Raw genomic sequence first — 24,710 nt, 5'->3', positions numbered from 1 at the left:
CTTCAGCCGACCGCGCGCGGCGCCCGGGACGACCAGTGAATATGCGCGATCCGCCATCCATCCGGCCCGCGCTTCAGCACCATGGTCTCCGCCGTCAACCGGTTCACCGCCCGGCCGTTGAAAGTCCCCGTCGTGCGGCCCTCGCTGGTGATCCACGCCACGTCGCCGTCAGCCCATCCCGACCGGCGCAGGACCATGGCCTCGACCGCGGCCGCGAAGGCCGCGTCGGAGCCCAGATGGTGCGAGGCGTATTCCGCCCGCGACCGTTCGCCTCCGCCCTCCTCCAGCACCATCGCGTCCTCGACGAGCAGGGCCAAGGCCGCAGCCGTGTCGCCGGCCTTCAACGCCGCGTGGAAGGCGTCGACCACCGCGGCGGCCTCGGCCGCCTCGGCCTGCACCAGGCCTTCGACCTGCGACAGCGGGGCCGGATCGTGGGCCGCGACGGCCCCGGCCGGAAGCGACAGGGCGGCGACCGCCAGCAAACAGAGGGATCGGGACATGACGGGCTCCGGAAACGGCTTGGACAGGATCAGGCGGCGCGGTTGTGGCGGGCGAACACGCGGGTCTCGCCCGAACGCAGCACCAGCAGGGTGTCGAACGGCGCCTTGCGTCCGTCCGGCGTCTCCATCCCCGGCGACCCCATCGGCATGCGCGGGACCGTCAGCCCCACGGCCTCCGGCCGCTCGGCCAGCAGCCGCACCACGTCGGCGGCGGGCACATGGCCCTCGATCGCATAGCCGCCGATCACCCCGGTGTGGCAGGACGCCAGCGCATCGGGCAGTCCGCGGGCGCGACGCACGGTTCCCGGATCCGCCACCACATGCACCGCTGCCGTGAACCCGGCCTGCCGCATGTGGACGACCCAGCCGTCGCAGCAGCCGCAGGTCGGCGACTTGTAGACCGCCAGTTGCCGGCTCCCTCGCCCCTGCGCCCGCGCGCTTCCGGTCAGCGCCAGCCCGGCGGCGGACCCGATCAAAAGGCGTCGGTTGATCTGCGGCATGGTCGTCTCCTCGCGCGTTTCCGCGATCCTAGGCGCGGTTCGATCGCCGGACCATAGATGGGCGCGCGGCCATTTGGCAGCCTGAGGGTCGTGCTGTGAGCGGGTGTGGGCCTCGGCGTCGCCGCCCGGCTCGAGGTCTTCGCCATCACCCTGCGCCTGCACCAATGGCGCCGCGACGTGGCGTTCGTGTTCAGCCTGCGATAGCGGCGAGAGGCGATTGCTGCGCTGCAAATCCCCGCCCAGCTATCATAGTTCCGTCGGCCAACTCGCTGTTCTCCCTACGGAACCTTAATTTTTCAGCGTCATGAACCCGCCTGAGGAAGCGGGCGCCTCATAGTGCCCCCTGTTTTCCCCGGCCCGCCGGTCTTTGACAATCGAATCCCCGCCGCGCCGTCCCGGCGCTCCAACCCGGTCTCTTCCGGCTCTGCGTCCGCGATGTCCTCGCCTCACCGGGTCCGTCGCCCGGGTCGAACGACCGGCCGGATGCGACTCCTGCGACTCCTGCGACTCGATTTTTCAGTTTCGGCCCGGGTTTAAATCAGCCCGGCCATCGGCGAACTGGCGCTGGCGTACATCCGCTTCGGCATCCGCCCGGCCAGATAGGCCTCGCGCCCGGCGATCACCGCGTGCTTCATGGCGTGGGCCATCCGGATCGGATCCTTCGCCCCGGCGATGGCCGTGTTCATCAGCACCGCGTCGCAGCCCAGCTCCATGGCGATGGTGGCGTCCGACGCCGTCCCCACCCCCGCGTCGACCAGCACCGGCACCTTCGCCTGTTCGACGATCAGCCGGATGTTGACCCGGTTCTGGATGCCTAGGCCCGAGCCGATCGGCGCCGCCGCCGGCATGATGGCCGCGGCCCCCGCCTCCTCCAGCCGCTTCGCCATCACCACGTCGTCGGTGCAGTAGACCATGACGTCGAAGCCGTCCTTGACCAGCAGGTCCAGCGCCCTGAGCGTCTCGACCATGTCCGGATACAGATGCGCCGTGTCCGACAGCACCTCCAGCTTGACCAGACCCCAGCCGCCCGCCTCGCGCGCCAGCCGCAGGGTCCGGACCGCGTCCTCGCCGGTGAAACAGCCGGCCGTATTGGGCAGGAAGGTGAACCGTTCCGGCTTCACGTGGTCGACCAGCATCGGCTGCGTCGGATCGCTCAGGTTCACCCGGCGGAGGGCCACGGTGACGATCTCGGCCCCCGCCGCCTCGGCCGCCGCAGCGTTCTGGGCGTAGTCCGCGTATTTGCCGGTGCCGACGATCAGCCGGCTGCTGAACGTCCGTCCGGCGACGGTCCAGGTGTCTTGTGCGTCAGTCATGCGCGCCTCTTAGCCCCCGCCGACGAACTGGACCACCTCGATCCGGTCTCCATCGGCGATCGGGGTCCCGGCGTGCAGCGACCGGGGCACGATCTCCAGATTGCGCTCGACCGCCACCTTGCGCACGTCGAGACCCAGTTCCTCGACCAGGGCCAGAACCGTCGCCGCCGCAACCACCCGGGGTTCGCCATTGACCTGAATACGCATGACGCTACGTCAATCTCTCCGGCGGACGGTTTGATTACCGCCAAGCCTCAGCTAAAAGGCCGCTCCGATTCCGCGCGGCCGGATGTCATAACCTCGAGCGAATGCCCGAAACCCCCGTCCTCTACGTCCTGAACGGCCCGAACCTCAACCTGCTTGGGGTGCGCGAGCCGGACATCTACGGGCGCGAAACCCTCGATGACGTCCAGGCGCTGTGCGAAGGCGCCGCCGATGGCGCGTGCGTTGTCTTCCGCCAGACCAATCACGAGGGCCAGCTGATCGACTGGGTCCAGGAGGCGCGCGACACGGCCTCGGCCCTGGTCATCAACCCCGCCGGCTACGGCCACACCTCCGTGGCCCTGCTCGACGCTCTCAAGACCCTGACGATTCCCATTGTGGAGTGCCACCTCTCCAACCCGGCGGCCCGCGAACGCTTCCGCCACCGCTCCTATGTATCGCCGGTCGCCGCCGGCGTGGTTTCGGGCTTCGGCCCTTTCAGCTACGAACTGGCCGTCAAGGCCGCTCTGCGGCTGGCGCAGGAACATCGCGCCGCCGCCGACCGTTCGGTTTAGAAGGTAACAAGAGGCTCCCATGGCCGACTCCAAGACGCCCGCGCCCAAGCTCAAGAATGACGAGATCGACACCGCCCTGGTGCGCGGCCTCGCCGACATCCTGAACGACACCGATCTGACCGAGATCGAGGTCGAGCGCGGCGATCTGAAGATCCGCGTCGCCCGCGAGGTCACCGTTGCCGCGCCGGTCCAGTACGCCCCGGCGCCCGCGGCGGCGGTCCAGCCGGCCGCGCCCGCCGCCGCTGCGGCTCCGGCCTCCATGCCCTCCGACCCCGCCACCATCGTCGCCCGATCGGGTGAAGAGGTGAAGTCGCCGATGGTCGGCACCGCCTATCTCCAGGCCTCGCCCGAGGCGCCGCCGTTCTGCCAGCCCGGCGACAAGGTCAAGAAGGGCCAGACCCTGCTGATCGTCGAGGCCATGAAGACGATGAACCCGATCCAGTCGCCGCGCGACGGAGTCGTGGTCGAGGTGCTGGTCGGCGACGCCCAGCCGGTCGAATTCGGCGAGCCGCTCGTCCTTCTCGAGGCCTGATCCGGTGTTCACGAAAGTCCTCATCGCCAACCGCGGCGAGATCGCCCTGCGGATCCATCGCGCCTGCAAGGAGATGGGCATCTCCACCGTCGCCGTGCACTCCGAAGCCGACCGGGGCGCCATGTGGGTGCGGCTGGCCGACGAGAGCGTCTGCATCGGGCCCGCGCCCGCGGCCAAGTCCTATCTGAACATCCCCTCGATCATCGCTGCGGCCGAGATCACGGGCGCCCAGGCCATCCACCCCGGCTACGGCTTCCTCTCCGAGAACGCCCGCTTCGCCGAAATCGTCGAAGCCCACGGCATGACCTTCATCGGGCCCAAGCCCGAGCACATCCGGGTCATGGGCGACAAGATCACCGCCAAACAGACCGTGCTCGAGGCCGGTATTCCGTGCGTGCCCGGCTCCGCGGGCGAGGTGGAAACCATCGATGCCGCCATCAAGGCGTCGAAGACCATTGGCTTCCCGCTGATCGTCAAGGCCGCCGCCGGCGGCGGCGGGCGCGGCATGAAGGTCGCCCTGACCGCCGACGATCTGGTCGAGGCCGTCCAGACCGCGCAATCGGAGGCCCAGGCGGCCTTCGGCAACGGCGCCGTCTACATGGAGCGCTACCTTCAGAAGCCGCGCCACATCGAGCTTCAGGTCATCGCTGACAGCCACGGCAACGTCGTCCACCTCGGCGAGCGGGACTGCTCGCTGCAGCGCCGCCACCAAAAAATCCTGGAAGAGGCCCCCTCGCCCGCCCTGTCGGCCAAGGAGCGCGCCCAGATCGGCCACACCGTCAACGAGGCCATCGGCAAGATCGGCTACCTCGGTGTCGGCACCATCGAATTCCTCTGGGAAGACGGCGAATTCTTCTTCATCGAGATGAACACCCGCTTGCAGGTCGAGCATCCGGTCACGGAGATGATCACCGGCGTCGATCTGGTGCGCGAGCAGATCCGCATCGCCGCCGGCCTGCCCCTGTCGTTCAGCCAGGACGACGTGAAGTTCCAGGGCCACGCCATCGAGTGCCGCATCAATGCCGAGAACCCCGAGACCTTCACCCCCTCGCCGGGCACGGTGAACGATTTCCACGCCCCGGGCGGCCTCGGCGTCCGGCTCGATAGCGCCATCTACGCCGGCTATTCGATCCCCCCCTATTACGACAGCCTGATCGGCAAGCTGATCGTGCATGGTCGCGACCGCGAGGAGTGCATCGCCCGCTTGAAGCGTTCGCTGGGCGAGATGGTCGTCGGCGGCATCGACACCACCATCCCCCTGTTCCAGAAGCTGTTGCAGGAGCCCGACATCCTGTCCGGCGACTATGACATCCACTGGCTGGAGAACTGGGCGAAGCGTCAGAAAGGCGACGCCTAGATCCGGTGGACGAACCCGGCTTCAGCGCCCGTGGTCCCTTCGGCGGTTTCGGTCCTGACGAACTGCTCGAATGCTACGCCTGCGGCGTCTTCCCGATGGGCGAAGGCCGCGACGATCCCCGCGTCTTCCTCGTCGAACCGGAGCATCGCGGCGTCATCCCCCTGGATGGCTTCCGGATCCCCGGACGCCTCGCGCGGACGGTGCGAAGTGAGGCCTTCCAAGTTCGGGTCGACACCGCCTTCGCGGCCGTACTGGACGCCTGCGCCGCCCTCGGCCCGGGACGCGAGGACAGTTGGATCAACGGACCGATCCGCCGCCTTTACACGGAGCTCCACGCCCGCGGCCACGCCCATTCCGTCGAGTGCTGGCGCGACGAACGGCTCGTCGGCGGCCTCTACGGCGTCACCTTGGGCGGCGCCTTCTTCGGCGAGAGCATGTTCAGCCGCGAGCGCGACGCCTCAAAGGTGGCGCTGGTGCATCTTGTGGCCCGGCTCAAGCGCGGCGGATGGCGGCTGCTCGACGCCCAGTTCCTCACCGCCCATTTGAGCCAGTTCGGGGCCGTAGAGGTCCCGCAGGCGGCCTATCTGCGAACGCTCAAGATCGTACGCTCGCAGCGCCCTGACGCGATTTCGTTGCTGGAGCCGATAAGCGGGCCGGATGCCGTCGCCTACGCCCTGCAGCCGACAACCCAGGCGTCATAGATCGGGTGCTCGAGGGCGTTGACTGCCGGCGCCGATGCAAACATCCATCCGCGGAAAATCTGACGCGGCCCGGAGGGCTGCAGAACCCCGCGTGGCTGAATATCGACTTCGAGATAGGCGATGGAATCCTGAACCACTTCGTCAGAGGCGGACACCTCGCAGGCACGGGCGGTGAAGATTAGCGTCTTCTGGAAGCGCACCGGCCGGCCGCCGACCTCGACCTCGAACCGCATCCTTTCGGCGGTTATCTTGTCAACAGCCTCGACGATGGCGACCCGCCGACGCTGCCGGCGCCCGGGGGGCGGGGCCGGTTCGGTCGACGCGGCGACGGGCGCTTCCGCCTCCTCGCTATCCTCGTCGTCGTTCTTCTCCGGCTCCTCGGCGACGATGATCACCGGAGCCGGCGGGGTGATGGCGATGGGTCTGGCCGGTGCGGGCTCCGCCTCCGGGGCCGGCTCCTGCGGCACGGGCCGTTCCGGAGGCGGCGGCGTCAAGGCGGGAGCCGGAGTTGGCTGCCGGTTCAGATCGGCCGTAGGACTCTGCGCGGGCTGCGCATCCTGCGGCAGGTCGCTGAGCGAGGACGCCACAACGACGCCGGACACCAATAGTGTCAGCGCGGTCACGCTTCCGAGGATCGCGCCCTTGCGGTTCATTCCGGACGCCAGGCCTCGTAGTCGCCGGTAGCGGCGGGACGACGGCCCTCGGCCGCCAATGAGCCCTGCGGCCGCCACGCCATCGGAGTCCCCGTCAGATTGGGCAGGTGGTCCTTCTCCCAGGCGCGACGAGGCAGCGGATGCTCGGTAGGAGGTTCGTCGAACGTGTAGTGCAACCAGCCGTGCCACTCCGGCGGCACCTTGGAGGCGTCCGCGTAGCCGTTGTACACCACCCAGCGACGGCGGCGGCCGTCATAGCTGCTGGCGTCGCGCGACAGGTAGTAGCGATTGCCGAACTCGTCCGTGCCAACCAGTTCTCCACGCTTGGCGATGGTGAACAGGGTTCCGAGGGTCGCGCCGCTGGTCCAGCCGAAGATCTTGCCTAGCACGTTGGGAATCCACTCATTCAGGTCGCGCGGGGAGGCAGCGACAACGGTCGATCATAGAAACCCCGGGGCCGTCCGTCCAGCGCGGCGCAGTCGGATCCAAACTCAACATCTTGGGGGTAACACCGCCAACGCACGCCAGATTTATTGCCAAAGCGGAAAGGCAGGCTAGCATCAGCTCAGCCCAGTCGAGACCGCCGCATGCGCCCGCCGTTCCGCTTCGCCCCGCTCGCCGCCATCGCCCGCCGCTCCCGGCGCGAGATCGAGCGCCCTGACCGGCTCACGACGGTCTATGCGCCCGACAATTGGCCGGCCGTCCAACTCGAGGCCTGGCTCGACTGGGTCGAGGCCGAAAATCTGCTCGCCACGGGCGACGACCCCTTGTCTGAAGCGGCCGCCACGTTCGCGCGGCGAGCGGGTCTCCGCGGGGCGGCGGCCGATGAAATGGCGGCGATACTGCTGCTGGGCGTCGCCTGTCCCGCCGACTCCCGTTCCGTCGCGCCCGGTTGGCTCGACCTCTCCGATCCGACGGCCGGAAAGCGCCTGGAAGCAGAAATAGCTCGGCGCCGGGCCGCTCGGCTGGCGGCGAACGCCGTCGAGACTGCAGCGGCTTCCCTGCGCGCTGTCACAGAGGCGGTCAGGCGTTGCGAAGGGCCATCGGCAGATTGCGCCGATCCCGCGCGGAACCCGGCCCTCGCCCGCGCCGCCCTCGCCGCCCGCCTGGCCGGCGCCGCGGATGCCGACATCGTGCGCGCCATCGCGGGTGAGCGGTTCGCGGCCAGCCTTCTACCTGCTCCGGTGTTTCCGGTCTTGGTCGCCGTGGCGGATCGGGATCTCGTCGCTTCGGGCGCTCCGGTCGCCCTGCTCGCCGCGGAGGCGGCGGTGGACGGCGACCTGGTCCTGACGTTCGATGCAGAAACCGCACAAACCCTTGTCGAGGCTTCGGGCGGTCCGGCCCTGATGATCTCTCTGCCGGCCCTTCACGCGATCGCCGGCGACCAATTCGGCGCGGCGCTGTCGGCCCTCGTCGCCCTGTGGTCGGACGCCTGCGGCGACGCAACGCCGTCCTTCGGTCTCGGCGGCCTGGCAGATCTGGCGCTGACCGGCGAGTTGGCGGAGGTCGACGCCCTCGCCGACGATGTCGCCGCCCTCGTCGCCGGCGCCGGTCGGAGCAGCCTCTTCGTCGACGATGCCGACGCCCGTCTACGCGTCGGTCTGACGCCGCTGACGGCGGTGGACGTGTTCGAGAGCCGCGACGGAGAGGTCGAGAAACGATTGCGGCCGTCCCTCGCAGCGGCCGTCGCTGCCTGCGGCGGAGACGTCGATTCGGCCGAACGACATCTTCTCGGGCGGCGCACCCTCGCCGGAGCACCTGGGATCGATCACCCAGCCCTGCGCGCCCGAGGGCTGACCGATATCGAACTGGAGGCGGTCGAGACCGCTCTGCCCCAGGTCGAGCGGCTTGAAGACGCCTTCCGTCCGCCAGTGCTGGACGCCGGTTTTCTTGAGGATGTCCTCGGCGTTGAGGCCGGCTGTGACGGACCGCTGCTGATACACCTCGGCTTCACGCTCGAGGCGGTTGCCGAAGCCGAGGCCTGGGTTTTCGGACATGGTGACCTCTCCGAGTGGCCCGAGGCGCCGGAGGCCTTGCGACCCCTGTTCGCCGACCCCGCCGAGTTCGAGGCGCGACTGCGGGGGGTCTTGGAGCCGCATAGTCTCGCCCCAGACCCCATGCCGCTCAAACTCGACTGGCGCGCCTCTCCAGCCCAGGCGGTCCGGATCCTCGGCGACGCCGCGCGGGCCGGACGGCGGGCCGTGCGGCTGATGCGACGGTCGGCCCCGCCGGGCCGCTGGCTGGACCTCCCGGAAGCGGAGGCGCCGCGCGAACGCCGCCGGGAGCCGGAGGCCCGGGCCGTGGAGCGGGTGGTGGAAAAGGTCGTCGAGCGAGACCGCGCCCGCCGCAAGCTGCCCGACCGGCGCAAAGGCTATATCCAGAAAGCCGCGGTCGGCGGTCACAAGGTCTACATCCACACCGGCGAATACGATGACGGCGAGTTGGGCGAAATCTTCATCGACATGCACAAGGAGGGCGCAGCCTTCCGGTCGCTGATGAACAATTTCGCCATCGCGATCTCGATCGGCCTCCAGTACGGCGTGCCGCTGGACGAGTTCGTCGATGCCTTCGTCTTCACCCGCTTCGAGCCCGCCGGTCGTGTCACCGGCAACGACTCGATACGTTCGGCAACATCGATCCTCGACTACATTTTCCGCGAACTCGGCGTGTCGTATCTGGACCGGCACGAACTGGCCAACGCCGATCCCGGGAGCCTTGACGCTGACGGCCTCGGCGGAGGCCCCGGCGGAGACGGCGTCCCCGAGACGGTGCCGGCAGCGAAATTCATCTCGAAAGGATTCGCGCGCGGGGCTGCGCCGGACAATCTGGTCGTCCTGCCGTTCGGCCAGAGGCGCGAGACACCGCAGGCTCCGGCGGCGCCCCCCCAGGCCACCGCCTGTCCCGCTTGCGGTGACTTCTCCCTCCAGCAGCGCGGCTCCGGCTGGATTTGCGATACCTGCGGCGCAGCGCCCTCCATGCAGGGATAATCAACGATTTCGCCCCAGGATGGCGCGGGACTTGCATCGCTGGATGCGAGACACGGAGCCCGCCATGAAGCCGATCCTTATCGCCCTCGTTGTCGCCGCCTGCACCGCGACCGCGCTGCCCGCCGCCGCCCAGAACGCCGGCCAGATCGCCCGTATGCGCGACGGCGCCAATTGCGCCGGCTGCAACCTGTTCCAGGGGAATTTTTCCGGTCTGGAGTTGCGCGGCCGCAACTTGGCCGGGGCGCGGCTTCGTCAGGCCAACCTCAGCCTCAGTGTGATGAACCGGACCCGGTTCTCGAACGCCGACCTCCGCGACGTCGAGGCCTATGGCGGGGTGTTTTCGAGTTCGAACTTCGCCGGCGCGAACCTGACCAACGCCAGCTTCGTCGGCGCCTGGCTGGATGGATCGAACTTCAGCGGCGCGACTCTGGCCGGGACCAATTTCGCCGGCGCGTCGCTGGCACGGGCCACGGGTCTGACCCAAGGCCAGCTGAACCGAGCCTGTGGGGACGAAGCGACCAAGCTGCCGCGGGGCCTCACTATCCCCCGGTGCTGAACGGACAGGTCGCTGCCATCCACCTTACCGCGATTTAAGTAGGGTTTGCCGGGGTTTGCAGGCAGAACCGGAGCGTGACCCAGATCGCCTCGCCACTGATCCGCCGCCTCACCATCGCCAGCCTGACGGTCGGCGCGGCGATGGCCGTCCTGATGGCGACCCCGGCCTCGGCGGAGATTCAGCTGCAGTTCGGCATCCAGGACCGGGACGTCGCCCGGATGGTGTCGCTGGGCGGATCGTGCAACCGCTGTGAACTGTCCGGACGCGACCTGACCGGCGCCGCCTTCCACGGCGCCACCTTCATCAACGCCACCCTCGTCGGAACCAATCTGCGCGGCGCCGAGCTGGTGGGCTCGAACTTCTCGGGCAGTGATTTCAGCCGGGCCGACCTCGACGGCGCCACGCTCGCCGGCGGCAACTTCACAGGGGCCAATTTCAGCGGCGCCAGCCTGTCGGGTATCGACGCCTCCGGAGCGACCCTGGTTCGCGCCCGGTTCAGCAACGCCGACCTGTCGGGCGCCCAGCTCGTCGGCGTCAACCTGAACGGCGCGGTCCTCAGCGGCGCGGACATGAGCGACGCCGAGATGATCACCGTCACCCTCGCCAACGTCAGCGCGCGTGGCACGGACTTTTCGGGCTCGAACATCAGCATGTCCAACCTGTCGAACGGAGACTTTCGAGGCGCGGACTTCTCGGGCGCAGTCCTGAACGGGTCCAGGCTGACCGGCGGCGCCTTCATCGGAGCCGACTTCGAGGGCGCCGAGATGAACCGCGTCGACATCCGGGGCGCCGATCTCTCCCGCGCCCACGGCCTGAGCCAGGCCCAGATCAGTCGGGCCTGCGGCGACGCCAGCACCCGCCTGCCCGGCAACCTGAGCGCCCGGGCCTGCCGCGGCCTGGTCGTTGTGTCGCCGCCGCGGCCTCCGGCGCCGCCCGTGCCGCCGCGCAGCCGCAACCTCGTGGTCGCCAGCAGCGGCCGATGATCAAGGGCCCCGCCGCGGCGGGGCCTTTTCATTTCAGCCCTTGAGCGGCAGGGCCGGGCGGATGTGCAGTTCCTTGTACTGGCGCTCGGCGGCGTCCGACGGCGCGCTCATCAGCAGATCCTCGCCCTGCTGGTTCAGCGGGAAGGCGATGACCTCGCGGATCGCGGTCTGGCCGGCCAGCAGCATGACGATGCGGTCGATGCCGGGCGCGAGGCCGCCGTGGGGCGGAGCGCCGTAGCGGAAGGCGTTGAGCATGCCGCCGAACTGGTCCTCGACCACCGAGGCGTCATAGCCGGCGATCTCGAAGGCCTTGAGCATGATCTCGGCCTTGTGGTTCCGGATCGCGCCCGAGCACAGCTCATAGCCGTTGCAGACGATGTCGTACTGGTAGGCGAGGATATCGAGCGGGTCCTTGGTCTGCAGGGCCTCCATCTCGCCCTGCGGCATGGAGAAGGGGTTGTGAGAGAAGTCGACCTTCTTCTCCTCCTCGGACCATTCGAACATCGGGAAGTCGACGATCCAGCAAAAGCGGAATTCGTCGTCAGAGATCAGGTTGAGGTCCTGGCCCAGTTTGATGCGGGCGTTGGCGGCGAATTTCGAGAACACGGCCGGGTCGCCGGCGGCGAAGAAGGCGGCGTCGCCCTGCCCCATGCCCAGCGCCTTCATCAGGCCGTCGGTCGCCTCGGCGCCGAGGTTCTTGGCGATCGGGCCGCCCCAGGCGTTGTTGTCATCCGACCAGAAGATGTAGCCGAGGCCCGGCTGGCCCTCGCCCTGGGCCCAGGAGTTCATGCGGTCGCAGAAAGCGCGCGAGCCGCCCTTGGGCGCCGGGATGCCCCAGACCGCGTTCTTCGCATCGGCGCCGAGGATCTTGTTGAACAGGCCGAAGCCGCCGTCGCGGAAGTGATCCGAGACGTCCTGCATCTCGATCGGGTTGCGCAGGTCCGGCTTGTCGGTGCCGTATTTGGCGATGCTCTCGCGATAGGGGATGCGGACGAAGGGATACGGATCGACCGTCTTGCCGTCGGCGAACTCCTCGAACACGCCGTGCATGACGGGCTCGATCGCAGCAAAAACATCCTCTTGCGTGACGAAGCTCATCTCGACGTCGAGCTGGTAGAATTCCAGCGACCGGTCGGCGCGCAGGTCCTCGTCCCGGAAACAGGGGGCGATCTGGAAATAGCGGTCGAAGCCCGAGACCATCAGCAGCTGTTTGAACTGCTGCGGGGCCTGAGGCAGGGCGTAGAATTTGCCGGGATGGAGGCGCGACGGCACCAGGAAGTCCCGCGCGCCTTCCGGCGAGGAGGCCGTCAGGATCGGGGTCTGATACTCGAGAAAGCCCTGTGCGACCATCCGCTGGCGGATCGATGAGATGACGCGCGAGCGCAGGACGATGTTCTTGTGAAGGGTCTCGCGGCGCAGGTCGAGATAGCGGTGCTTGAGGCGGATCTCCTCGGGATACTCGGGCTCGCCGAAGACCGGCAGCGGCAGTTCGGCGGCTTCCGACAGGACCTCAACCGACTGGACGCGGATCTCGATCTCGCCGGTCGGCAGGTTCGGGTTCACCACCGCGGCCTCGCGGGCGACGACCTCGCCGTCGATGCGGATGACGCTCTCGGCGCGCAGACGCTCGACCGCCTCGAATCCCGGCGTCTCAGGGTGCAGCACCAGCTGGGTCAGGCCGTAATGGTCGCGCAGGTCGACGAACAGCAGGCCGCCGTGGTCGCGCTTGCGGTGCACCCAGCCGGACAGGCGGACATTGGAGCCCGCATCGGTCAGACGGAGGGCGCCGCAGGTGTGGGAGCGGTAGGCGTGCATGGTCGGTTCGTCTTGGATTCGGGCCCGCGAGGGGCGGAATTCGGGAGGCCGGAAGGGCGCATCATCGCCCCGGAAAGTCAAGGTTTACCGGCCCGGCGTGCACGGATGACAGGGCTGGCGCCAAAAAATGCAAAACCCTGTCCAACTTCATGATGTCAAAGACCGGAACGCCGTCACTGCAGATACGGTAGCGCGTGCCTGCGTCAGTTCCGGTCGTATGGCCCCTGACCCCACGGCTGGCCGGCAAACCCCTGAAGAAGCGGCGCATTCCGGTCGATCGAGTCAGGCCGCCGCCGACTTTCCTAGTCCTTGGCCGCGATCGGGTGGCCGACTCCGGGACGGCAGGGCTCCGTCCGGAAGGACCGGGTTTGGCCGGGATGACAGGGTACGGGAGTGTCGGGATGGCAGGGCTTCCGTGCATCCACAGGTGCGGCCGCTTGTCCACGGGCGCGCGCGGAACCGCACCGTTCATCTGCTATGATGAACGGGATGACCGCCCGCCCCTCGCCGCCTGACCAGATGCGCCTGCCGTTAAAGAGCGACCTGCCCGAGGGTGCGGAAGGGTTCGTCGTTTCGGACAGCAACCGGGCGGCTCACGAGGCGCTGGCGGACTGGCCCAACCTTATCGGCGGGGTGATGGCGGTCCACGGCCCCGAGGGCGCGGGAAAGAGCCGGCTGGGGCAGATCTGGGCCGAACGGGTCGGGGCGACGGCGCTGCACGGGGCCGAGGCGGCTCTGATCGACCCGCTGGAGCTGGAGGGCCGGCCGGTGCTGCTGGATCGGGCCCGGGACGTCGACGACGAGACCCTGTTTCATCTGATCAATCTGGCCCAGACGCCGGGCGGAGCCTTGTTGCTGATTTCGCGCGAGCCGCCGTCGGCCTGGTCGACCGCCCTGCCCGACCTGCGCTCCCGGCTGGACTCTGTTCGGACCATCGCGGTGGAGGCCCCGGACGACGCCGTGCTGGCCGCCATGCTGGACGCGCGCTTCGCCGAGCGCGGCATCCGGCCGGCGAAGGACGTGGTCCCCTACCTGTTGCGCCGCATCGACCGCTCGGCGGCGGCGGCGGCGGAAGTGGTCGAGCGGCTGGACGACCTGCACCGGCCCGTGACCCGGGCCCTGGCCCGGACGGTGGTGGAGGGCCCGCCGGAGAGCGGGGCGTTGTTTGAGTAGCGGCCTCGATGGCCCGTAAGCCAAGCTCAAGGTTTCGCGGTTAGGCTTGCCCCATGAGAGGGCCTCGACACCTGAGTGCGATCCCATCCTCGGTCGATTCCAGGACCGTACTGCTGATCGGCGACGCCCGGATGGCGTTTCCGGTCGCCCGCGCCCTCGATCAGGCCGGACACCGGGTGTTCGCCGGCGTGTCCAAATTCAGCAACTATCTGGAGTGGTCGCGTCATATCGCTGGATCGTTCCGGCACCCGCCGCTGGAGCCCGGAACCGATGACGCCTTGCCGTATATCCTCGACTGGCTAAGCGAACACGGCCCCGTTGACGCCATCCAACCGGTCAGTGAGGCGGGCTCGCGTTTCCTGACGCGGCACCGGGCGCAGTTTGAACGCCTGTCGCAGCTGATCATGCCCGACGCGCAGACCGTGGCGGCCTGTATGGACAAGCCGGGTCTGTTCGACCTGTGCGCCGCGCTGGGCGTGGCGCTGGCGCCCTATGAGCGGGTGCGCAGTCTGGTGGAACTGAAGGCGGCCGCGAGCCGGATCGGATTTCCCCTGATCGTCAAACCAGCCGTGGTCGATGCCGAACTGTTCGGGCGCAAAGCCCTGATCGTGCAGGACGCCGCCGGACTGGAGGCCGTCATGCCAGACTGGCCGGCGATCCACCCGGAGCTCATCGTCCAGAGCTATGTTTCCGGGCCCCGTCACAGCGTGATCTTCAGCGCCGACCGGGGCCGGCTGTTGCGCGCCGTCGAGATCCGGGCCGCGCGCACTCACGTGGACGACGGCACGGGTTATACGACGTACGGCGAGACGGTCGTCCCGACCCCGCTGGTCGCGGAAGGGGTCGAGCGGCTGGTTTCCCATCTGGGTTACACCTCCACCGGCTGCGCGCAGTTCATTGTCAGTCCGACCGGGCGGGTCACCTTCATGGAAATCAATCCGCGCGTCAGCCTGGGACGGATCGCCGAATGCGCGGGCCTGCCGCACAGCGTGTGGGGCCTGCAACTGGCGCTGGGCGAGACGGTCGATCCGCAACAGCCGCCGTGGACTTACCGCAGAGGGGTCCGCTACGTCTGGACCAAGGGCGATCTCGGTCTGCTGGCGAAGCAGATCGCCGGTGGAAAAAGCCGTCCTCTCGCCTCGCTCGCGACGCTGTGGACGATCGCGAGCGACGCCCTGCGCTGCACCCACGCCATCTTCGATCCCGCCGATCCATTGCCGGCCATCGGCACCTACGGGAATGTCTTCCTGCGGCATTTCCGCAATCATCCGGAGTATCGCCTGGCGGACCCGGAGGCGGGGTCCCTCAGCTCACTGGCGCGGGCCGGGCGATCCCGGAAACCGTTCGCCAGGCCCAGTCCAAGTGGAACGCCAGCCAGCTGACGATGCCGACGAACTTCAGACCGTCCTCGACCGCGACGACGTGACCGTCCGTCGTATGCAGGACCTGATCGATGCCCAGGCTGAGCGCGAACAGGGTGAAGGCCAGCAGCAGAAAAGCCCCGTCCAGCATCATCATCCTGTGCCGCTGAAGCCAGGCGTAGGCGAGCGCAATGAGGCCATAGATCCCGACCACGACGAACTGGGGCACCCCGATGCCGGGCAGCATGGATTCATGCAGCAACAGCCCGTCATCGGCGCCGAGGAGCGTGCTGAACACCGCGGCGAAGGCCAACAGCCCGCAGCGTCCGCCGCTCGTCGCCACGCAAAGGGCCGCCAGCAGAAGCACCCCGGCCGTGAGGAACCAGGCCATGACGCCGAGCTGGGACACCGCCCCATAGTAGCCCCGGCAGCAATAGCCGGACGCCTCGGCCGCCGCGATCATGTCCATGAACATCAGATGCGGCTCGGCCCACGGCTGCAGGGCCACCACCAGAACGAACAGCGTCGCTGCCGCCACGGCCGCCAGCGACAAGATACGAGCCCATCGGATGTGCCGTGCTGTCATGTTCATCCCCCCGGATGATGCCTCTCGCGTCCCGCGATATTGGAGGCTCCCGTCGCGAGAGGCCAGTCGGAGCGATCGCCCGGACCACGCCCGGGACGGCAGCGGCTCAGCTCACCCGCCGCCAGCGCAGGGGTTTGCCCGTGTCGCGAACGACCTCGCCGACGGCCTCAAGGTGCAGCTGGGCGCTTTTGACCCACCAGCCCTGGGTCGAACCGGGGAAGTCGGCGTCGGGCAAGACCGCCCGCGCCGCCGCGATCATCTCGGACTGGTTAAGACCGGGGGCCTCGGTCGGGAGAACCGAAAGCAGACCGGCGCAGGCCTTGCAAAACTTCACGGCGTCCACCCGGTGGACCTTGCCCGGATGATTGACGTTCAACGCCTCGAAGATTTCCTGGGCCATGATCAGAGCCCCAGCTTCGCCTTCAGGATGTCGTTGACCGCGGCCGGGTTGGCCTTGCCGCCGGTGGCCTTCATGACCTGGCCGACGAACCAGCCGATGGCTTGGGGCTTTTCGGCGACGGCGGCGGCCTTGTCGGGGTTGGCTGCGATGATCTCGTCGACGGCCTTTTCAATCGCGCCGGTGTCGGTGACCTGTTTCAGGCCGTGCTTCTCGACCACCTCGGCCGGCGAGCCCTCGCCGTTCCAGACGTGGTCGAAGACCTCCTTGGCGATCTTGGAGGAGATCACGTTGGTCTCGATCAGCTCGACCAGCTGGGCGACATGGGCGGCCGGGACCGGGCTCTGGTCGAAGTCCAGATCGTTCGCGGCGAGGCGGGCGGACAGCTCGTTGGTGACCCAGTTGGCGACCAGTTTGGCGTCGCGCCCCTTCGCGGCGGCCTCGAAATAGTCGGCCTTGGCCTGTTCCGAGATCAGCACCACGGCGTCGTATTGCGACAGGCCGTAGTCGGCCATGAGCCGGCGGCGCTTGGCGTCGGGCAGTTCGGGGAGGTTGGCCTTGATCTCGTCGATCCAGGCCTGCTCGATCTCGAGCGGCAGCAGGTCGGGGTCGGGGAAGTAGCGATAGTCCATCGCCTCTTCCTTGGAGCGCATCGAACGGGTCTCGCCGGCCGTGGGGTCGTAGAGGCGGGTCTCCTGGATCACCTTGCCGCCGTCCTCGAGGATCTCGATCTGGCGCCGGGCCTCGTAGTTGATGGCCTGGGAGATGAAGCGGAACGAGTTGACGTTCTTGATCTCGCAGCGGGTGCCGAGGTGGCTGAAGTCGCCGGTGGCCTTGTACTTCGCGTACTGGCCCTCGCGGCAGACCGAGACGTTGACGTCGGCGCGCAGATTGCCCTTCTCCATGTCGCCGTCGCAGGTGCCGAGATAGATCAGGATGGTGCGGATCTTCTTGACGTAGGCGACCGCCTCTTCCGGCGAGCGGATGTCGGGCCGGGAAACGATCTCCATCAGGGCCGTGCCGGCGCGATTGAGGTCGACATAGGATTCGGTCGGCGACAGGTCGTGGATCAGCTTGCCGGCGTCCTGCTCCAGATGCAGGCGCTCGATGCCGACGTTGAAAAAGGCGCCGTCCTCGGCCTCGACCTCGACGACGCCCTCGCCGACGATCGGGTGGTAGAGCTGGCTGATCTGATAGCCGGTCGGCAGATCGGGGTAGAAATAGTTCTTGCGGTCGAACTGGCTGCGTCTGTTGATCTGCGCATTGAGGCCGAGGCCGGTGCGGACGGCCTGTTCGACGCAGAATTTGTTGAGCACGGGCAGCATGCCGGGGAAGCCGGCGTCGACCAGCGACACCTGCTCGTTCGGCCCCGCGCCGAAGCCGACGGCGGCGCCCGAGAACAGCTTGGCCTTCGACGCCACCTGGGCGTGGATCTCCAGCCCCATGACGATTTCCCACGGCCCGGTGCGGCCGTGGATGAGTTTCGTGTTCTCGGTCATGCTCACCACCACTTCTCCGGCCGGGCCGTGAAGCCGGCGCTTTGCTCCAGCACGTCCGCCACCTGGAACACCGTCGCCTCGTCGAGCGCCTTGCCGATGACCTGAAGGCCGAGCGGCAGGCCGCCTTTGTCGAGGCCGGCGGGGACCGAGATGCCGGGCAGGCCGGCGAGGTTGGCGGTGACGGTGAAGATGTCGTTCAGATACATCTGCAGCGGGTCGACCTGTTTGTCGCCGATGGCGAAGGCGGCCGAGGGGGTGGACGGGGTCAGGATGGCGTCGACCTTGTCCCAGACGGCGTCGAAATCCATGGCGATACGGCGGCGGACCTTGAGGGCGCGGACGTAGTAGGCGTCGTAGAATCCGGCGGAAAGGACATAGGCGCCAATGGTCAGTCGGCGCTGGACCTCCTTGCCGAAGCCCTCGGCGCGGCTGGTCTCGTAGAGGTCGGTCAGGCTGGAGGCCTTGTCGGCGCGATGGCCGAACCGCATGCCGTCGTAGCGGGCCAGGTTGGACGAGGCCTCGGCCGGGGCGATAATGTAATAGGCCGGCAGGGCGTATCTGGTGTGCGGCAGGCTGATGTCGACGATCTCGGCCCCGGCGTCCCTGAGCCAGGCCTTGCCCTTCTCCCACAGGTCCATCTGCTCGGCGGGCATGCCGTCGACGACGTATTCCTTCGGGATGCCGATGCGCAGACCCTTGGCGCCCTTGCCGAGGGATTGGGTCCAGTCCGGCGCCTCGACGTCGAGGCTGGTCGAGTCCTTCGGGTCGAAGGAGCACATCGAGCGCAACAGGATGGCGGCGTCCTCGACGGTTTTGGCGATCGGGCCGGCCTGATCCAGCGAGCTGGCGAAGGCGACCATGCCGAAGCGGCTGGCGCGGCCGTAGGTGGGCTTCATTCCAACCGTGCCGGTGAAGGCGGCGGGCTGGCGGATCGAGCCGCCGGTGTCCGAGGCGGTGGCGGCGAGGCAGAGGTCCCCGGCGACGGCCGAAGCCGAGCCGCCGGAGCTGCCGCCGGGGGTCAGGTCGGCGTTGGAGGCGCTGGACTTCCACGGGTTCACGACCGGACCGAAGGCCGAGGTCTCGTTGGACGAGCCCATGGCGAACTCGTCCATGTTGAGCTTGCCGAGCATGACCGCGCCGTCGGCCCAGAGGTTGGACGTGACGGTCGACTCATAGGGCGGGACGAAGCCGCGCAGCATGTTGGAGCCGGCGGTGGTCTGGACGCCGTCGGTGCAGAACAGGTCCTTGATCCCCAGCGGGGCGCCTTCGAGGGGGCCGCCCTCGCCTTTGGCCAGACGGGCGTCTGAGGCGCGGGCCATCTCCAGCGCCTTGTCGGTGGTCTGGACGACGTAGGCGTTGAGGCGCGGGTTGGCGGCGTCGATGTTGGCGACGAAGGCGCGGGTGATCTCCTCGGAGGAGAAGTCGCGGGCCTTGAGGCCGTCGAGGGCGGCTTTCAGGGTCAGTTTGGTGAGGTCGGACATTCTATTCGACCACCTTGGGCACGACGAAGAAGCCGTCAGCGGCGCGGGGCGCGTTGGACAGCACGTCGTCGCGCTTGCCGCCGTCGGTGACCACATCGTCGCGCAGATGCAGGGGCTGGTGGACGTTGGAGGTCATCGGCTCGACGCCCGCGACGTCGACCTCGTTGAGCTGTTCGATCCAGGCGAGGATGCCGTTCAGCTCGGCGGCGAGCGGCTCGAGCCGGTCTTCCGGGGTCTTGATGCGGGCGAGGTGCGCCACCCGGCGCACGGTCGCGGCGTCGATGGCCATGCGGCCCTCCATAGCGAAACCAGAACGGGCGGGATTAGCGGCCCCGCCCCGCTTTCACAAGGATTTCAGCCGCCCCGGCGTGCCTATTGCGCCGGGGTGACCGTCACCTCGGCGGGGGGCGAGCCGTCGGCGGCGATGGGCCAGCTGACGATGACCCGGCGGGTGCGGCCGCCGATGTCGCCGGAGACGTCGTCGAGGATGCTCTCGTCGAGCTCGAGATCGACCCGTCCGGCCCGCTGGGACAGGATCCGGTAGTCGAGCACGTCGCCGATGCGGAACACCCGCCAGCCCTCGGACGGATTCTCGAAGAAGGCGATGTAGGTGTACAGGCCGTTCATGGCCGGATCGCCGCCGGCCGTGCCGAACAGCTTGGCCGCGAGGGGCCCCTGCCCCGCCAGTTCATCCAGACGAACGACCGCGGCGGCGTCCTGCAGGCCCTCACGGGTCTCCGGCTGGAGCGTGGCGGCGGGACCAGCCGGGGCGAACGGCGTGGCGGTGGCGGCCGGGGCGGGGCGCTCGGCAGGCGGCACGACGTCCTGGCGGGTTTCGACCCCGGAATCGCAGGCGGCGAGCCCGACCAGGGCGGTGAGGAACAACAGCGGCTTCATCGGAAGACCCTCCTCGTCTAACGCTGAGAGAGCTTTGCACTTTGACACGCGGTCGCGCCAGTCCTACCGGCAGGCCGTGACCGTCATGACCCTTGAAGAGCTCGCCGCCTCGACGCCGCCCGGAACGCCCTGGCTGGGGCTGGACCTCGGCGAAAAGACCATCGGGGTGGCCGCCTCGGACGCGACGCGGATGATCGCCAGCCCGCTGGTGCTGATCCGCAAGACCAAATTCACCCAGGACGCCGAGGCGGTGCTGAAGCTGATGGACGGGCGCAACGCCTCGGCCCTGATCATCGGGTTGCCGCTGAACATGGACGGGTCGGAAGGGCCCCGGGCGCAGTCGTGCCGGGCCTTCGCGCGCAATCTGCAGCGGCTGCGGACCGTGCCGGTGGCGTTTCAGGACGAACGGCTCTCGACCAGCGCGGTCGAGCGGTTCCTGATCGAGGACCTAGACCTGAACCGCAAGCGCCGGGCCAATGTGGTCGACCGAACCGCCGCCGCCTGGATCCTGCAGGGGGCGCTTGACCGGCTGAGAGACGCGGCCGCCCGATGAACGGACTGCTGGCCGGGATCGTGCCGGTTTTCGCCATGATCGCGCTGGGCTGGGGCCTGAAGGTGCGCGGCCTGCTGGCAGACGACGGCTGGCGGGCCGTTGAGCGGCTGACCTATTTCATCTTCTACCCGGCCTTCCTCGTGCCGGCGGTGTGGGGCGCGGACTTCAGCGCCGGAACGGCCGGCCCGGTGGCGCTGAGCACCATCGGGGTATCGTTCGTTGTCGCCGGGCTGTCGCTGGCGGCCAGGCCGGTCCTGCCGGTCAGCGATCCGGGCTTCACCAGCGTGTTCCAGGGGGTGATCCGCTGGAACGGTTTCGTCTTCCTGCCAGTCGCCGGGGCGGTGTTCGGGCCCAGTGGGCTGGGGACGGCGGCCGTGGCCTTCGGGGTGCTGGCCCCGGCCCTGAACGTGATCTGCGTGCTGGCGTTGGCGAAATGGGGCGCGGGTCAAGGCGGCGGATGGCGGCTGGCGCTGCGCTCGTTGGGGCGCAATCCGATCATCTGGGCCTGCGGCGTCGGCGCGGCGCTGAACCTCAGCGGGCTGCGACCGCATCCTCTGATGGAGGGCGTGTTCGAACTGATGGGGCCGGGCGCGATCGCTCTCGGGCTGATCACGGCGGGGGCCGGGCTCAGCTTCCGCTACGCAGCGGCGCGGCCGATGCTGATTGTCACCGTCTCGGTCATCAAGCTGCTGGTCCTGCCGGTGGCGATGTATTTCGTCTGCGGCTGGCTGGGCGGGGACCGGACGGCGCAGGGGATCGCCCTGCTGGCGGGCGCGGCGCCCGGCGCGGCGGCCTCCTATGTGCTGGCGCGGCAGATGGGCGGGGACGCGCCGCTGATGGCCGGGGTGGTGGCTTTCACCACCGTGGCCAGCGCCGCCACCATACCGATCCTGCTGGCGGCCTTCCGTTTCCTGTGAGTCCGCCGTATAGCCGGGCCTCGATGACCCAGCCCGCCGCCGTCACCGATCTGATCCACGAGCGGCTGGCGCCGTTCCCCCGCGACCATTTCCTGTCCGCCGGCGATCTGAACGCCGCGACGGTCCCGCCGTTGCTGGATCTGGCCGACGCCTTCGTCGAGTTCAACCGGCAGAGCGCCAAGTCGTTGGACCTGATGCGCGGCCGCACGGTGATGAACCTGTTCTTCGAGAATTCGACGCGGACCAGCGCCTCGTTCGAGATCGCCGCCAAACGGTTGGGGGCCGATGTGACGGCGCTGTCGCCCCGCACCTCATCCACCGCCAAGGGCGAGACGCTGATCGATACGGCGGCGACCCTGAACGCGATGAAGCCCGATGTGCTGGTGGTGCGGCACGGGGCCTCCGGAGCGGCGGCCCTGCTGTCGCAGAAGGTCGGCTGCGCGGTGGTCAACGCCGGAGACGGTCGGCACGAACATCCGACCCAGGCCCTGCTGGACCTGCTGAGCCTGCGCCGGGCGTTCGGCGACGTCGGCGGCCTGAGCGTCGCCATCTGCGGCGACATCGCCCACAGTCGGGTTGCGCGCTCGAACGTGGCCCTGTTGTCGATGATGGGCGCGCGGGTGCGGCTGATCGGGCCGCCGACGCTGGTGCCGGGCGACGCCGATCGCTGGGGCTGCGAGGTCTTTCATGACATGCGCGAGGGGCTGCAGGGCGTCGATGTGGTGATGATGCTGCGCCTTCAGCTGGAGCGGATGGAGGGGGCGCTGGTGCCCTCGACCCGCGAGTATTTCCGCTTCTGGGGCCTCGACCGCGAAAAACTGGCGTGGGCGAAGCCGGGCGCGAAAGTGATGCATCCCGGGCCGATGAACCGGGGCGTCGAGATCGACTCTGAAGTGGCCGACGATCTGACCGTGTCGCTGATCCAGGACCAGGTCGAGATGGGGGTGGCGGCGCGAATGGCCGTGCTGGCGGCCCTGTCGGCCCGGCGCGAGGAGGCCGAGGCATGAGCGCGCTGGCCATTCTGAACGCGCGTCTGCTGGACCCGGCCGGCGATTACGACGGGCCGGGCTCGGTGCTGGTCGAGGACGGGCGGATCGTCGAGGTCATCCGCGGCGGCGGGGCTTCGGCCCCGGCGGGCGTCGAGGTGGTCGACGCAGACGGACTGTGCCTGTCTCCCGGCCTGATCGACATCCGGGTCAAGACCGGCGAGCCGGGCGCGGAGCCGAAGGAGACGCTGAAGTCGGCGTCGCTGTCGGCGGCGGCGGGCGGGGTGACCACCATCGTCATCCAACCGGACACCGATCCGGCCATCGACGATCCGGCGATGATCGAATTCATCCAGCGGCGCGGGGCGGCGCTGGGTCTGGTCAATGTCCGGGCGGCGGGGGCGGCGACGCAGGGCCGCGACGGCAGCCGCATGGCCGAGATCGGCCTGATGGACGAGGCCGGCGCCCTGTATTTCACCGACGTCGACCGGGTCATCGCCAACACCCGGATGCTGCAGCGGGTGATGAGCTATGCGGCGGCTTTCAATGCGCTGATCTCGTGCCGTCCGGCCGATCCCTGGCTGAGCGAAGGGGCGGTGGCGACATCGGGCGAACTGGCGACCCGGCTGGGCCTGTCGTCCGCCCCGGCCATCGCTGAACGCATCCAACTGGAGCGCGATCTGGCGCTGGTGGAGCAGACCGGCGCACGCTTCCTCGTCGATCAGATCTCGACCGAGGCCGCGCTGGAGACCCTGGCCCGGGCCCGCGCCAGGGGACTGGAAGTCGCCGCCTCGGTGTCGATCAATCACCTGTGCTTCAACGAAATCGATATCGGCGACTACCGGACGTTTTACCGGATGGACCCGCCGCTACGGTCCGAGCGCGACCGGCAGGCGCTGATCGAGGCGGTGCGCGACGGCCTGATCGACGCCATCACCAGCGCCCACGCCCCTGCCCCCGCGGAGGACAAGCGCCGTCCCTTCGCCGAGGCCACGCCCGGGGCGGTGGGTCTCGAGACCCTGCTACCCGCGGCCCTGTCGTTGCATCACGAGGACGGGCTGGACCTGCTCGATATCCTGCGCCCCCTGACCCACGGCCCGGCCACCCTGCTGGGGCTGGAGGCGGGGGAGCTGGCGACCGACGCCCCGGCCGATCTGATGCTGTTCGATCCGGGCGCGCCCGTGGTCATCGACGCCGACGCCCTGAAGTCCAAATCGAAGAACTCGCCGTTCGACGGACGGCGTCTGCAAGGGAAGGTCTTGCTCACCGTCGTCGGCGGCCGGACCGTGTTCAAGGCCTAGCCCGGCGGTTCCAGATAGCGGGCGAAGACCCAGCCTCTCTTCGCCACCCCGCTGAACCACCGCTGGATCCGGTACCAGTCGCCGAGCCGCTCGAGCACCTCGACGTCTTCGCCGTTCCTGAGCGGACTCCAGTCCATCACGGCAAAGGCCGTGCCCGGTCCGCCGCGAACGTTCAGACCCCCGTCCTCGACCGCGACGCGCATGACCGGTGCAGGCGGCGTCTCGTCAGACCGTTCGTCCGTCAGCAACCTGAAACGACGAAGAGGAAAGGCCGGGCCGGGATCGACCTTCAGCTTGCGCACCCCGTCAACGTCCCGATGGCCGACGACGTCACGGATCGTGGGATAGGCTTTCAGCAGGGCGCGGGTCAGGGCCTCGACCGCCACGAGCTGGGCCTCGGGATAGTTCGGCCAGAACAGCTTGGCCGAACCCGCCCAGGGATCATGAGCTTGGGTCATGCCGGGAAATGGCTTCAACTGCGACGCCTTGACGGGTTTGCGCGCCCAATTCAGGTAGCCGCCCGCTCCGTCGCTGAAGTGGTATCCCGGATTCACAATCTCGATACCGATCGAGAAATTGTTCACCTGGCTCCGGGACTGGTAGTAGCCGCCGCCCGCATGCCAGGCCCTGTCGTTGGTCGACACCATCTGGGTGATCGCCCCGTCGACCTCGACCACGAAATGGGCGCTGGCCTTCGAGCCTTTGACCGCGAAAGTATTGATCGCGGAGCCGGCGGTGTAGCCCGCCGTGTAATGCATCACGATGATTTCGCGCGCGTTCGCCCCCGGATAGAAGTTGGGCGACGGCGCCCAGTTCGCATTGTCCAGGCGTCCCTTGCTGTCAAATTTCATGTCCCCCTCCCGGGTGAATGATGTTGGCAGGGGCT

General features: G+C 68.5%; 27 protein-coding genes. 13 read left to right on the top strand and 14 right to left on the bottom strand.

What is annotated here, in order from left to right:
- Positions 1-2: 2 nt before the first annotated feature.
- The 4 genes from HNQ67_RS01350 to thiS form a co-directional block, all read right to left on the bottom strand.
- Positions 3-500 carry a YybH family protein gene (locus tag HNQ67_RS01350; protein ID WP_183251640.1) on the bottom strand — a complete coding sequence of 166 codons (498 nt, stop codon included), beginning with the start codon at positions 498-500 and terminating at the stop codon, positions 3-5.
- 29 nt (positions 501-529) lie between these two features.
- The gene (locus tag HNQ67_RS01345) at positions 530-1,000 is read right to left on the bottom strand and encodes a DUF411 domain-containing protein (RefSeq protein WP_183251638.1); all 471 of its coding nucleotides are present in this window, start codon (positions 998-1,000) and stop codon (positions 530-532) included.
- A gap of 533 nt (positions 1,001-1,533) precedes the next feature.
- Positions 1,534-2,313 (bottom strand): thiazole synthase, encoded by a 780-nt coding sequence (locus tag HNQ67_RS01340; RefSeq protein WP_183251636.1) that lies wholly within the window; start codon positions 2,311-2,313, stop codon positions 1,534-1,536.
- A 9-nt stretch (positions 2,314-2,322) separates the two neighbouring features.
- Entirely contained in the window at positions 2,323-2,520 is a 198-nt protein-coding gene (thiS, locus tag HNQ67_RS01335; protein WP_183251635.1) for a sulfur carrier protein ThiS, read from the bottom strand.
- Between the two features lie 101 nt (positions 2,521-2,621).
- Between thiS and aroQ the strand changes: the two genes are divergently transcribed.
- The 4 genes from aroQ to aat are packed head-to-tail and all read left to right on the top strand — an operon-like array spanning position 2,622 to position 5,679.
- On the top strand, positions 2,622-3,089 hold the full coding sequence (gene aroQ / locus HNQ67_RS01330; protein WP_183251633.1) for a type II 3-dehydroquinate dehydratase: 468 nt from the start codon (positions 2,622-2,624) through the stop codon (positions 3,087-3,089).
- Positions 3,090-3,108: 19 nt separating this feature from the next.
- Positions 3,109-3,621: an acetyl-CoA carboxylase biotin carboxyl carrier protein gene (gene accB / locus HNQ67_RS01325; RefSeq protein ID WP_183251631.1), complete on the top strand. Its 513-nt coding sequence runs from the start codon at positions 3,109-3,111 to the stop codon at positions 3,619-3,621.
- A 4-nt stretch (positions 3,622-3,625) separates the two neighbouring features.
- Positions 3,626-4,978 carry an acetyl-CoA carboxylase biotin carboxylase subunit gene (gene accC / locus HNQ67_RS01320; RefSeq protein WP_183251629.1) on the top strand — a complete coding sequence of 451 codons (1,353 nt, stop codon included), beginning with the start codon at positions 3,626-3,628 and terminating at the stop codon, positions 4,976-4,978.
- Between the two features lie 5 nt (positions 4,979-4,983).
- Positions 4,984-5,679 carry a leucyl/phenylalanyl-tRNA--protein transferase gene (gene aat / locus HNQ67_RS01315; protein ID WP_183251628.1) on the top strand — a complete coding sequence of 232 codons (696 nt, stop codon included), beginning with the start codon at positions 4,984-4,986 and terminating at the stop codon, positions 5,677-5,679.
- On the opposite strand, the gene HNQ67_RS13710 is transcribed toward aat, so the two are convergent.
- Complete coding sequence (locus HNQ67_RS13710) at positions 5,646-6,332, bottom strand: DUF2155 domain-containing protein (protein WP_183251626.1); 687 nt, start codon at positions 6,330-6,332, stop codon at positions 5,646-5,648. The genes aat and HNQ67_RS13710 overlap by 34 nt on opposite strands.
- Positions 6,329-6,721 carry an NADH:ubiquinone oxidoreductase subunit NDUFA12 gene (locus HNQ67_RS01305; protein WP_183251624.1) on the bottom strand — a complete coding sequence of 131 codons (393 nt, stop codon included), beginning with the start codon at positions 6,719-6,721 and terminating at the stop codon, positions 6,329-6,331. Before HNQ67_RS01305 ends, HNQ67_RS13710 begins: the two co-directional genes overlap by 4 nt.
- Before the next feature lie 198 nt (positions 6,722-6,919).
- Here HNQ67_RS01305 and HNQ67_RS01300 point away from each other — a divergent pair, with 198 nt between their 5' ends.
- The 3 genes from HNQ67_RS01300 to HNQ67_RS01290 all read left to right on the top strand — a co-directional run bounded on the left by HNQ67_RS01300 (position 6,920) and on the right by HNQ67_RS01290 (position 10,858).
- A complete protein-coding gene (locus HNQ67_RS01300; RefSeq protein ID WP_183251622.1) occupies positions 6,920-9,319 on the top strand; it encodes a TSCPD domain-containing protein in 2,400 nt (799 codons plus the stop codon).
- A gap of 64 nt (positions 9,320-9,383) precedes the next feature.
- Entirely contained in the window at positions 9,384-9,875 is a 492-nt protein-coding gene (locus tag HNQ67_RS01295; protein ID WP_183251620.1) for a pentapeptide repeat-containing protein, read from the top strand.
- Positions 9,876-9,949: 74 nt separating this feature from the next.
- The gene (locus HNQ67_RS01290; RefSeq protein ID WP_343054772.1) at positions 9,950-10,858 is read left to right on the top strand and encodes a pentapeptide repeat-containing protein; all 909 of its coding nucleotides are present in this window, start codon (positions 9,950-9,952) and stop codon (positions 10,856-10,858) included.
- 33 nt (positions 10,859-10,891) lie between these two features.
- Here the strand turns inward: HNQ67_RS01290 and aspS are convergent, their stop codons facing one another.
- On the bottom strand, positions 10,892-12,673 hold the full coding sequence (aspS, locus tag HNQ67_RS01285; protein WP_183251618.1) for an aspartate--tRNA ligase: 1,782 nt from the start codon (positions 12,671-12,673) through the stop codon (positions 10,892-10,894).
- A 489-nt stretch (positions 12,674-13,162) separates the two neighbouring features.
- Between aspS and HNQ67_RS01280 the strand changes: the two genes are divergently transcribed.
- Together HNQ67_RS01280 and HNQ67_RS13795 are read left to right on the top strand one after the other, a co-directional pair.
- Positions 13,163-13,846 carry a P-loop NTPase family protein gene (locus HNQ67_RS01280; protein ID WP_183251616.1) on the top strand — a complete coding sequence of 228 codons (684 nt, stop codon included), beginning with the start codon at positions 13,163-13,165 and terminating at the stop codon, positions 13,844-13,846.
- Positions 13,847-14,022: 176 nt separating this feature from the next.
- Positions 14,023-15,228, top strand: coding sequence for an ATP-binding protein (locus HNQ67_RS13795; protein WP_221247685.1), 1,206 nt, complete (start codon positions 14,023-14,025; stop codon positions 15,226-15,228).
- Here HNQ67_RS13795 and HNQ67_RS01270 read toward each other — a convergent pair.
- From HNQ67_RS01270 to HNQ67_RS01245, 6 genes are all read right to left on the bottom strand, one after another.
- Positions 15,152-15,793: a hypothetical protein gene (locus tag HNQ67_RS01270; RefSeq protein WP_183251612.1), complete on the bottom strand. Its 642-nt coding sequence runs from the start codon at positions 15,791-15,793 to the stop codon at positions 15,152-15,154. The two genes, HNQ67_RS13795 and HNQ67_RS01270, sit on opposite strands and share 77 nt — an antisense overlap.
- Before the next feature lie 106 nt (positions 15,794-15,899).
- Entirely contained in the window at positions 15,900-16,193 is a 294-nt protein-coding gene (locus tag HNQ67_RS01265; protein ID WP_183251610.1) for a DUF6958 family protein, read from the bottom strand.
- A gap of 2 nt (positions 16,194-16,195) precedes the next feature.
- Positions 16,196-17,689, bottom strand: coding sequence for an Asp-tRNA(Asn)/Glu-tRNA(Gln) amidotransferase subunit GatB (gene gatB, locus HNQ67_RS01260; protein WP_183251608.1), 1,494 nt, complete (start codon positions 17,687-17,689; stop codon positions 16,196-16,198).
- Between the two features lie 2 nt (positions 17,690-17,691).
- Positions 17,692-19,170: an Asp-tRNA(Asn)/Glu-tRNA(Gln) amidotransferase subunit GatA gene (gene gatA, locus HNQ67_RS01255; RefSeq protein WP_183251606.1), complete on the bottom strand. Its 1,479-nt coding sequence runs from the start codon at positions 19,168-19,170 to the stop codon at positions 17,692-17,694.
- Position 19,171: 1 nt separating this feature from the next.
- The gene (gene gatC, locus HNQ67_RS01250) at positions 19,172-19,459 is read right to left on the bottom strand and encodes an Asp-tRNA(Asn)/Glu-tRNA(Gln) amidotransferase subunit GatC (protein ID WP_183251604.1); all 288 of its coding nucleotides are present in this window, start codon (positions 19,457-19,459) and stop codon (positions 19,172-19,174) included.
- A gap of 83 nt (positions 19,460-19,542) precedes the next feature.
- A complete protein-coding gene (locus tag HNQ67_RS01245) occupies positions 19,543-20,067 on the bottom strand; it encodes a hypothetical protein (RefSeq protein ID WP_183251602.1) in 525 nt (174 codons plus the stop codon).
- 76 nt (positions 20,068-20,143) lie between these two features.
- On the opposite strand from HNQ67_RS01245, the gene ruvX reads away from it, so the two are divergent.
- Genes ruvX through pyrC form a run of 4 tightly spaced genes read left to right on the top strand, consistent with a single transcriptional unit; the run spans position 20,144 to position 23,824 of the window.
- Positions 20,144-20,620, top strand: a complete 477-nt coding sequence (gene ruvX / locus HNQ67_RS01240) for a Holliday junction resolvase RuvX (protein ID WP_183252705.1) — start codon at positions 20,144-20,146, stop codon at positions 20,618-20,620.
- Positions 20,617-21,537, top strand: a complete 921-nt coding sequence (locus HNQ67_RS01235) for an AEC family transporter (RefSeq protein ID WP_183251600.1) — start codon at positions 20,617-20,619, stop codon at positions 21,535-21,537. The genes ruvX and HNQ67_RS01235 overlap by 4 nt, the downstream gene beginning before the upstream one ends.
- A gap of 23 nt (positions 21,538-21,560) precedes the next feature.
- Positions 21,561-22,544 carry an aspartate carbamoyltransferase catalytic subunit gene (locus HNQ67_RS01230; RefSeq protein ID WP_183251598.1) on the top strand — a complete coding sequence of 328 codons (984 nt, stop codon included), beginning with the start codon at positions 21,561-21,563 and terminating at the stop codon, positions 22,542-22,544.
- The gene (pyrC, locus tag HNQ67_RS01225; RefSeq protein ID WP_183251596.1) at positions 22,541-23,824 is read left to right on the top strand and encodes a dihydroorotase; all 1,284 of its coding nucleotides are present in this window, start codon (positions 22,541-22,543) and stop codon (positions 23,822-23,824) included. The genes HNQ67_RS01230 and pyrC overlap by 4 nt, the downstream gene beginning before the upstream one ends.
- Here the strand turns inward: pyrC and HNQ67_RS01220 are convergent.
- Positions 23,821-24,675: an N-acetylmuramoyl-L-alanine amidase gene (locus HNQ67_RS01220; RefSeq protein WP_183251594.1), complete on the bottom strand. Its 855-nt coding sequence runs from the start codon at positions 24,673-24,675 to the stop codon at positions 23,821-23,823. The two genes, pyrC and HNQ67_RS01220, sit on opposite strands and share 4 nt — an antisense overlap.
- Positions 24,676-24,710: the final 35 nt, after the last annotated feature.

Origin of the sequence: Brevundimonas basaltis (genome assembly GCF_014202075.1) — a bacterium.
Classification (GTDB): domain Bacteria; phylum Pseudomonadota; class Alphaproteobacteria; order Caulobacterales; family Caulobacteraceae; genus Brevundimonas; species Brevundimonas basaltis.
This window is presented reverse-complemented; position numbering and strand designations above follow the sequence as displayed.

Excerpts from the sequence above, each read along its gene's own strand:
- HNQ67_RS01350 (WP_183251640.1), bottom strand. The coding sequence starts at position 500 with ATGTCCCGATCCCTCTGTTTGCTGGCGGTCGCCGCCCTGTCGCTTCCG.
- HNQ67_RS01345 (WP_183251638.1), bottom strand. The coding sequence starts at position 1,000 with ATGCCGCAGATCAACCGACGCCTTTTGATCGGGTCCGCCGCCGGGCTG.
- HNQ67_RS01340 (WP_183251636.1), bottom strand. The coding sequence starts at position 2,313 with ATGACTGACGCACAAGACACCTGGACCGTCGCCGGACGGACGTTCAGC.
- thiS (WP_183251635.1), bottom strand. The coding sequence starts at position 2,520 with ATGCGTATTCAGGTCAATGGCGAACCCCGGGTGGTTGCGGCGGCGACG.
- aroQ (WP_183251633.1), top strand. The coding sequence starts at position 2,622 with ATGCCCGAAACCCCCGTCCTCTACGTCCTGAACGGCCCGAACCTCAAC.
- accB (WP_183251631.1), top strand. The coding sequence starts at position 3,109 with ATGGCCGACTCCAAGACGCCCGCGCCCAAGCTCAAGAATGACGAGATC.
- HNQ67_RS13710 (WP_183251626.1), bottom strand. The coding sequence starts at position 6,332 with ATGAACCGCAAGGGCGCGATCCTCGGAAGCGTGACCGCGCTGACACTA.
- HNQ67_RS01300 (WP_183251622.1), top strand. The coding sequence starts at position 6,920 with ATGCGCCCGCCGTTCCGCTTCGCCCCGCTCGCCGCCATCGCCCGCCGC.
- HNQ67_RS01295 (WP_183251620.1), top strand. The coding sequence starts at position 9,384 with ATGAAGCCGATCCTTATCGCCCTCGTTGTCGCCGCCTGCACCGCGACC.
- aspS (WP_183251618.1), bottom strand. The coding sequence starts at position 12,673 with ATGCACGCCTACCGCTCCCACACCTGCGGCGCCCTCCGTCTGACCGAT.
- HNQ67_RS01280 (WP_183251616.1), top strand. The coding sequence starts at position 13,163 with ATGACCGCCCGCCCCTCGCCGCCTGACCAGATGCGCCTGCCGTTAAAG.
- HNQ67_RS01270 (WP_183251612.1), bottom strand. The coding sequence starts at position 15,793 with ATGACAGCACGGCACATCCGATGGGCTCGTATCTTGTCGCTGGCGGCC.
- HNQ67_RS01265 (WP_183251610.1), bottom strand. The coding sequence starts at position 16,193 with ATGGCCCAGGAAATCTTCGAGGCGTTGAACGTCAATCATCCGGGCAAG.
- gatB (WP_183251608.1), bottom strand. The coding sequence starts at position 17,689 with ATGACCGAGAACACGAAACTCATCCACGGCCGCACCGGGCCGTGGGAA.
- gatA (WP_183251606.1), bottom strand. The coding sequence starts at position 19,170 with ATGTCCGACCTCACCAAACTGACCCTGAAAGCCGCCCTCGACGGCCTC.
- gatC (WP_183251604.1), bottom strand. The coding sequence starts at position 19,459 with ATGGCCATCGACGCCGCGACCGTGCGCCGGGTGGCGCACCTCGCCCGC.
- HNQ67_RS01245 (WP_183251602.1), bottom strand. The coding sequence starts at position 20,067 with ATGAAGCCGCTGTTGTTCCTCACCGCCCTGGTCGGGCTCGCCGCCTGC.
- HNQ67_RS01235 (WP_183251600.1), top strand. The coding sequence starts at position 20,617 with ATGAACGGACTGCTGGCCGGGATCGTGCCGGTTTTCGCCATGATCGCG.
- HNQ67_RS01230 (WP_183251598.1), top strand. The coding sequence starts at position 21,561 with ATGACCCAGCCCGCCGCCGTCACCGATCTGATCCACGAGCGGCTGGCG.
- pyrC (WP_183251596.1), top strand. The coding sequence starts at position 22,541 with ATGAGCGCGCTGGCCATTCTGAACGCGCGTCTGCTGGACCCGGCCGGC.
- HNQ67_RS01220 (WP_183251594.1), bottom strand. The coding sequence starts at position 24,675 with ATGAAATTTGACAGCAAGGGACGCCTGGACAATGCGAACTGGGCGCCG.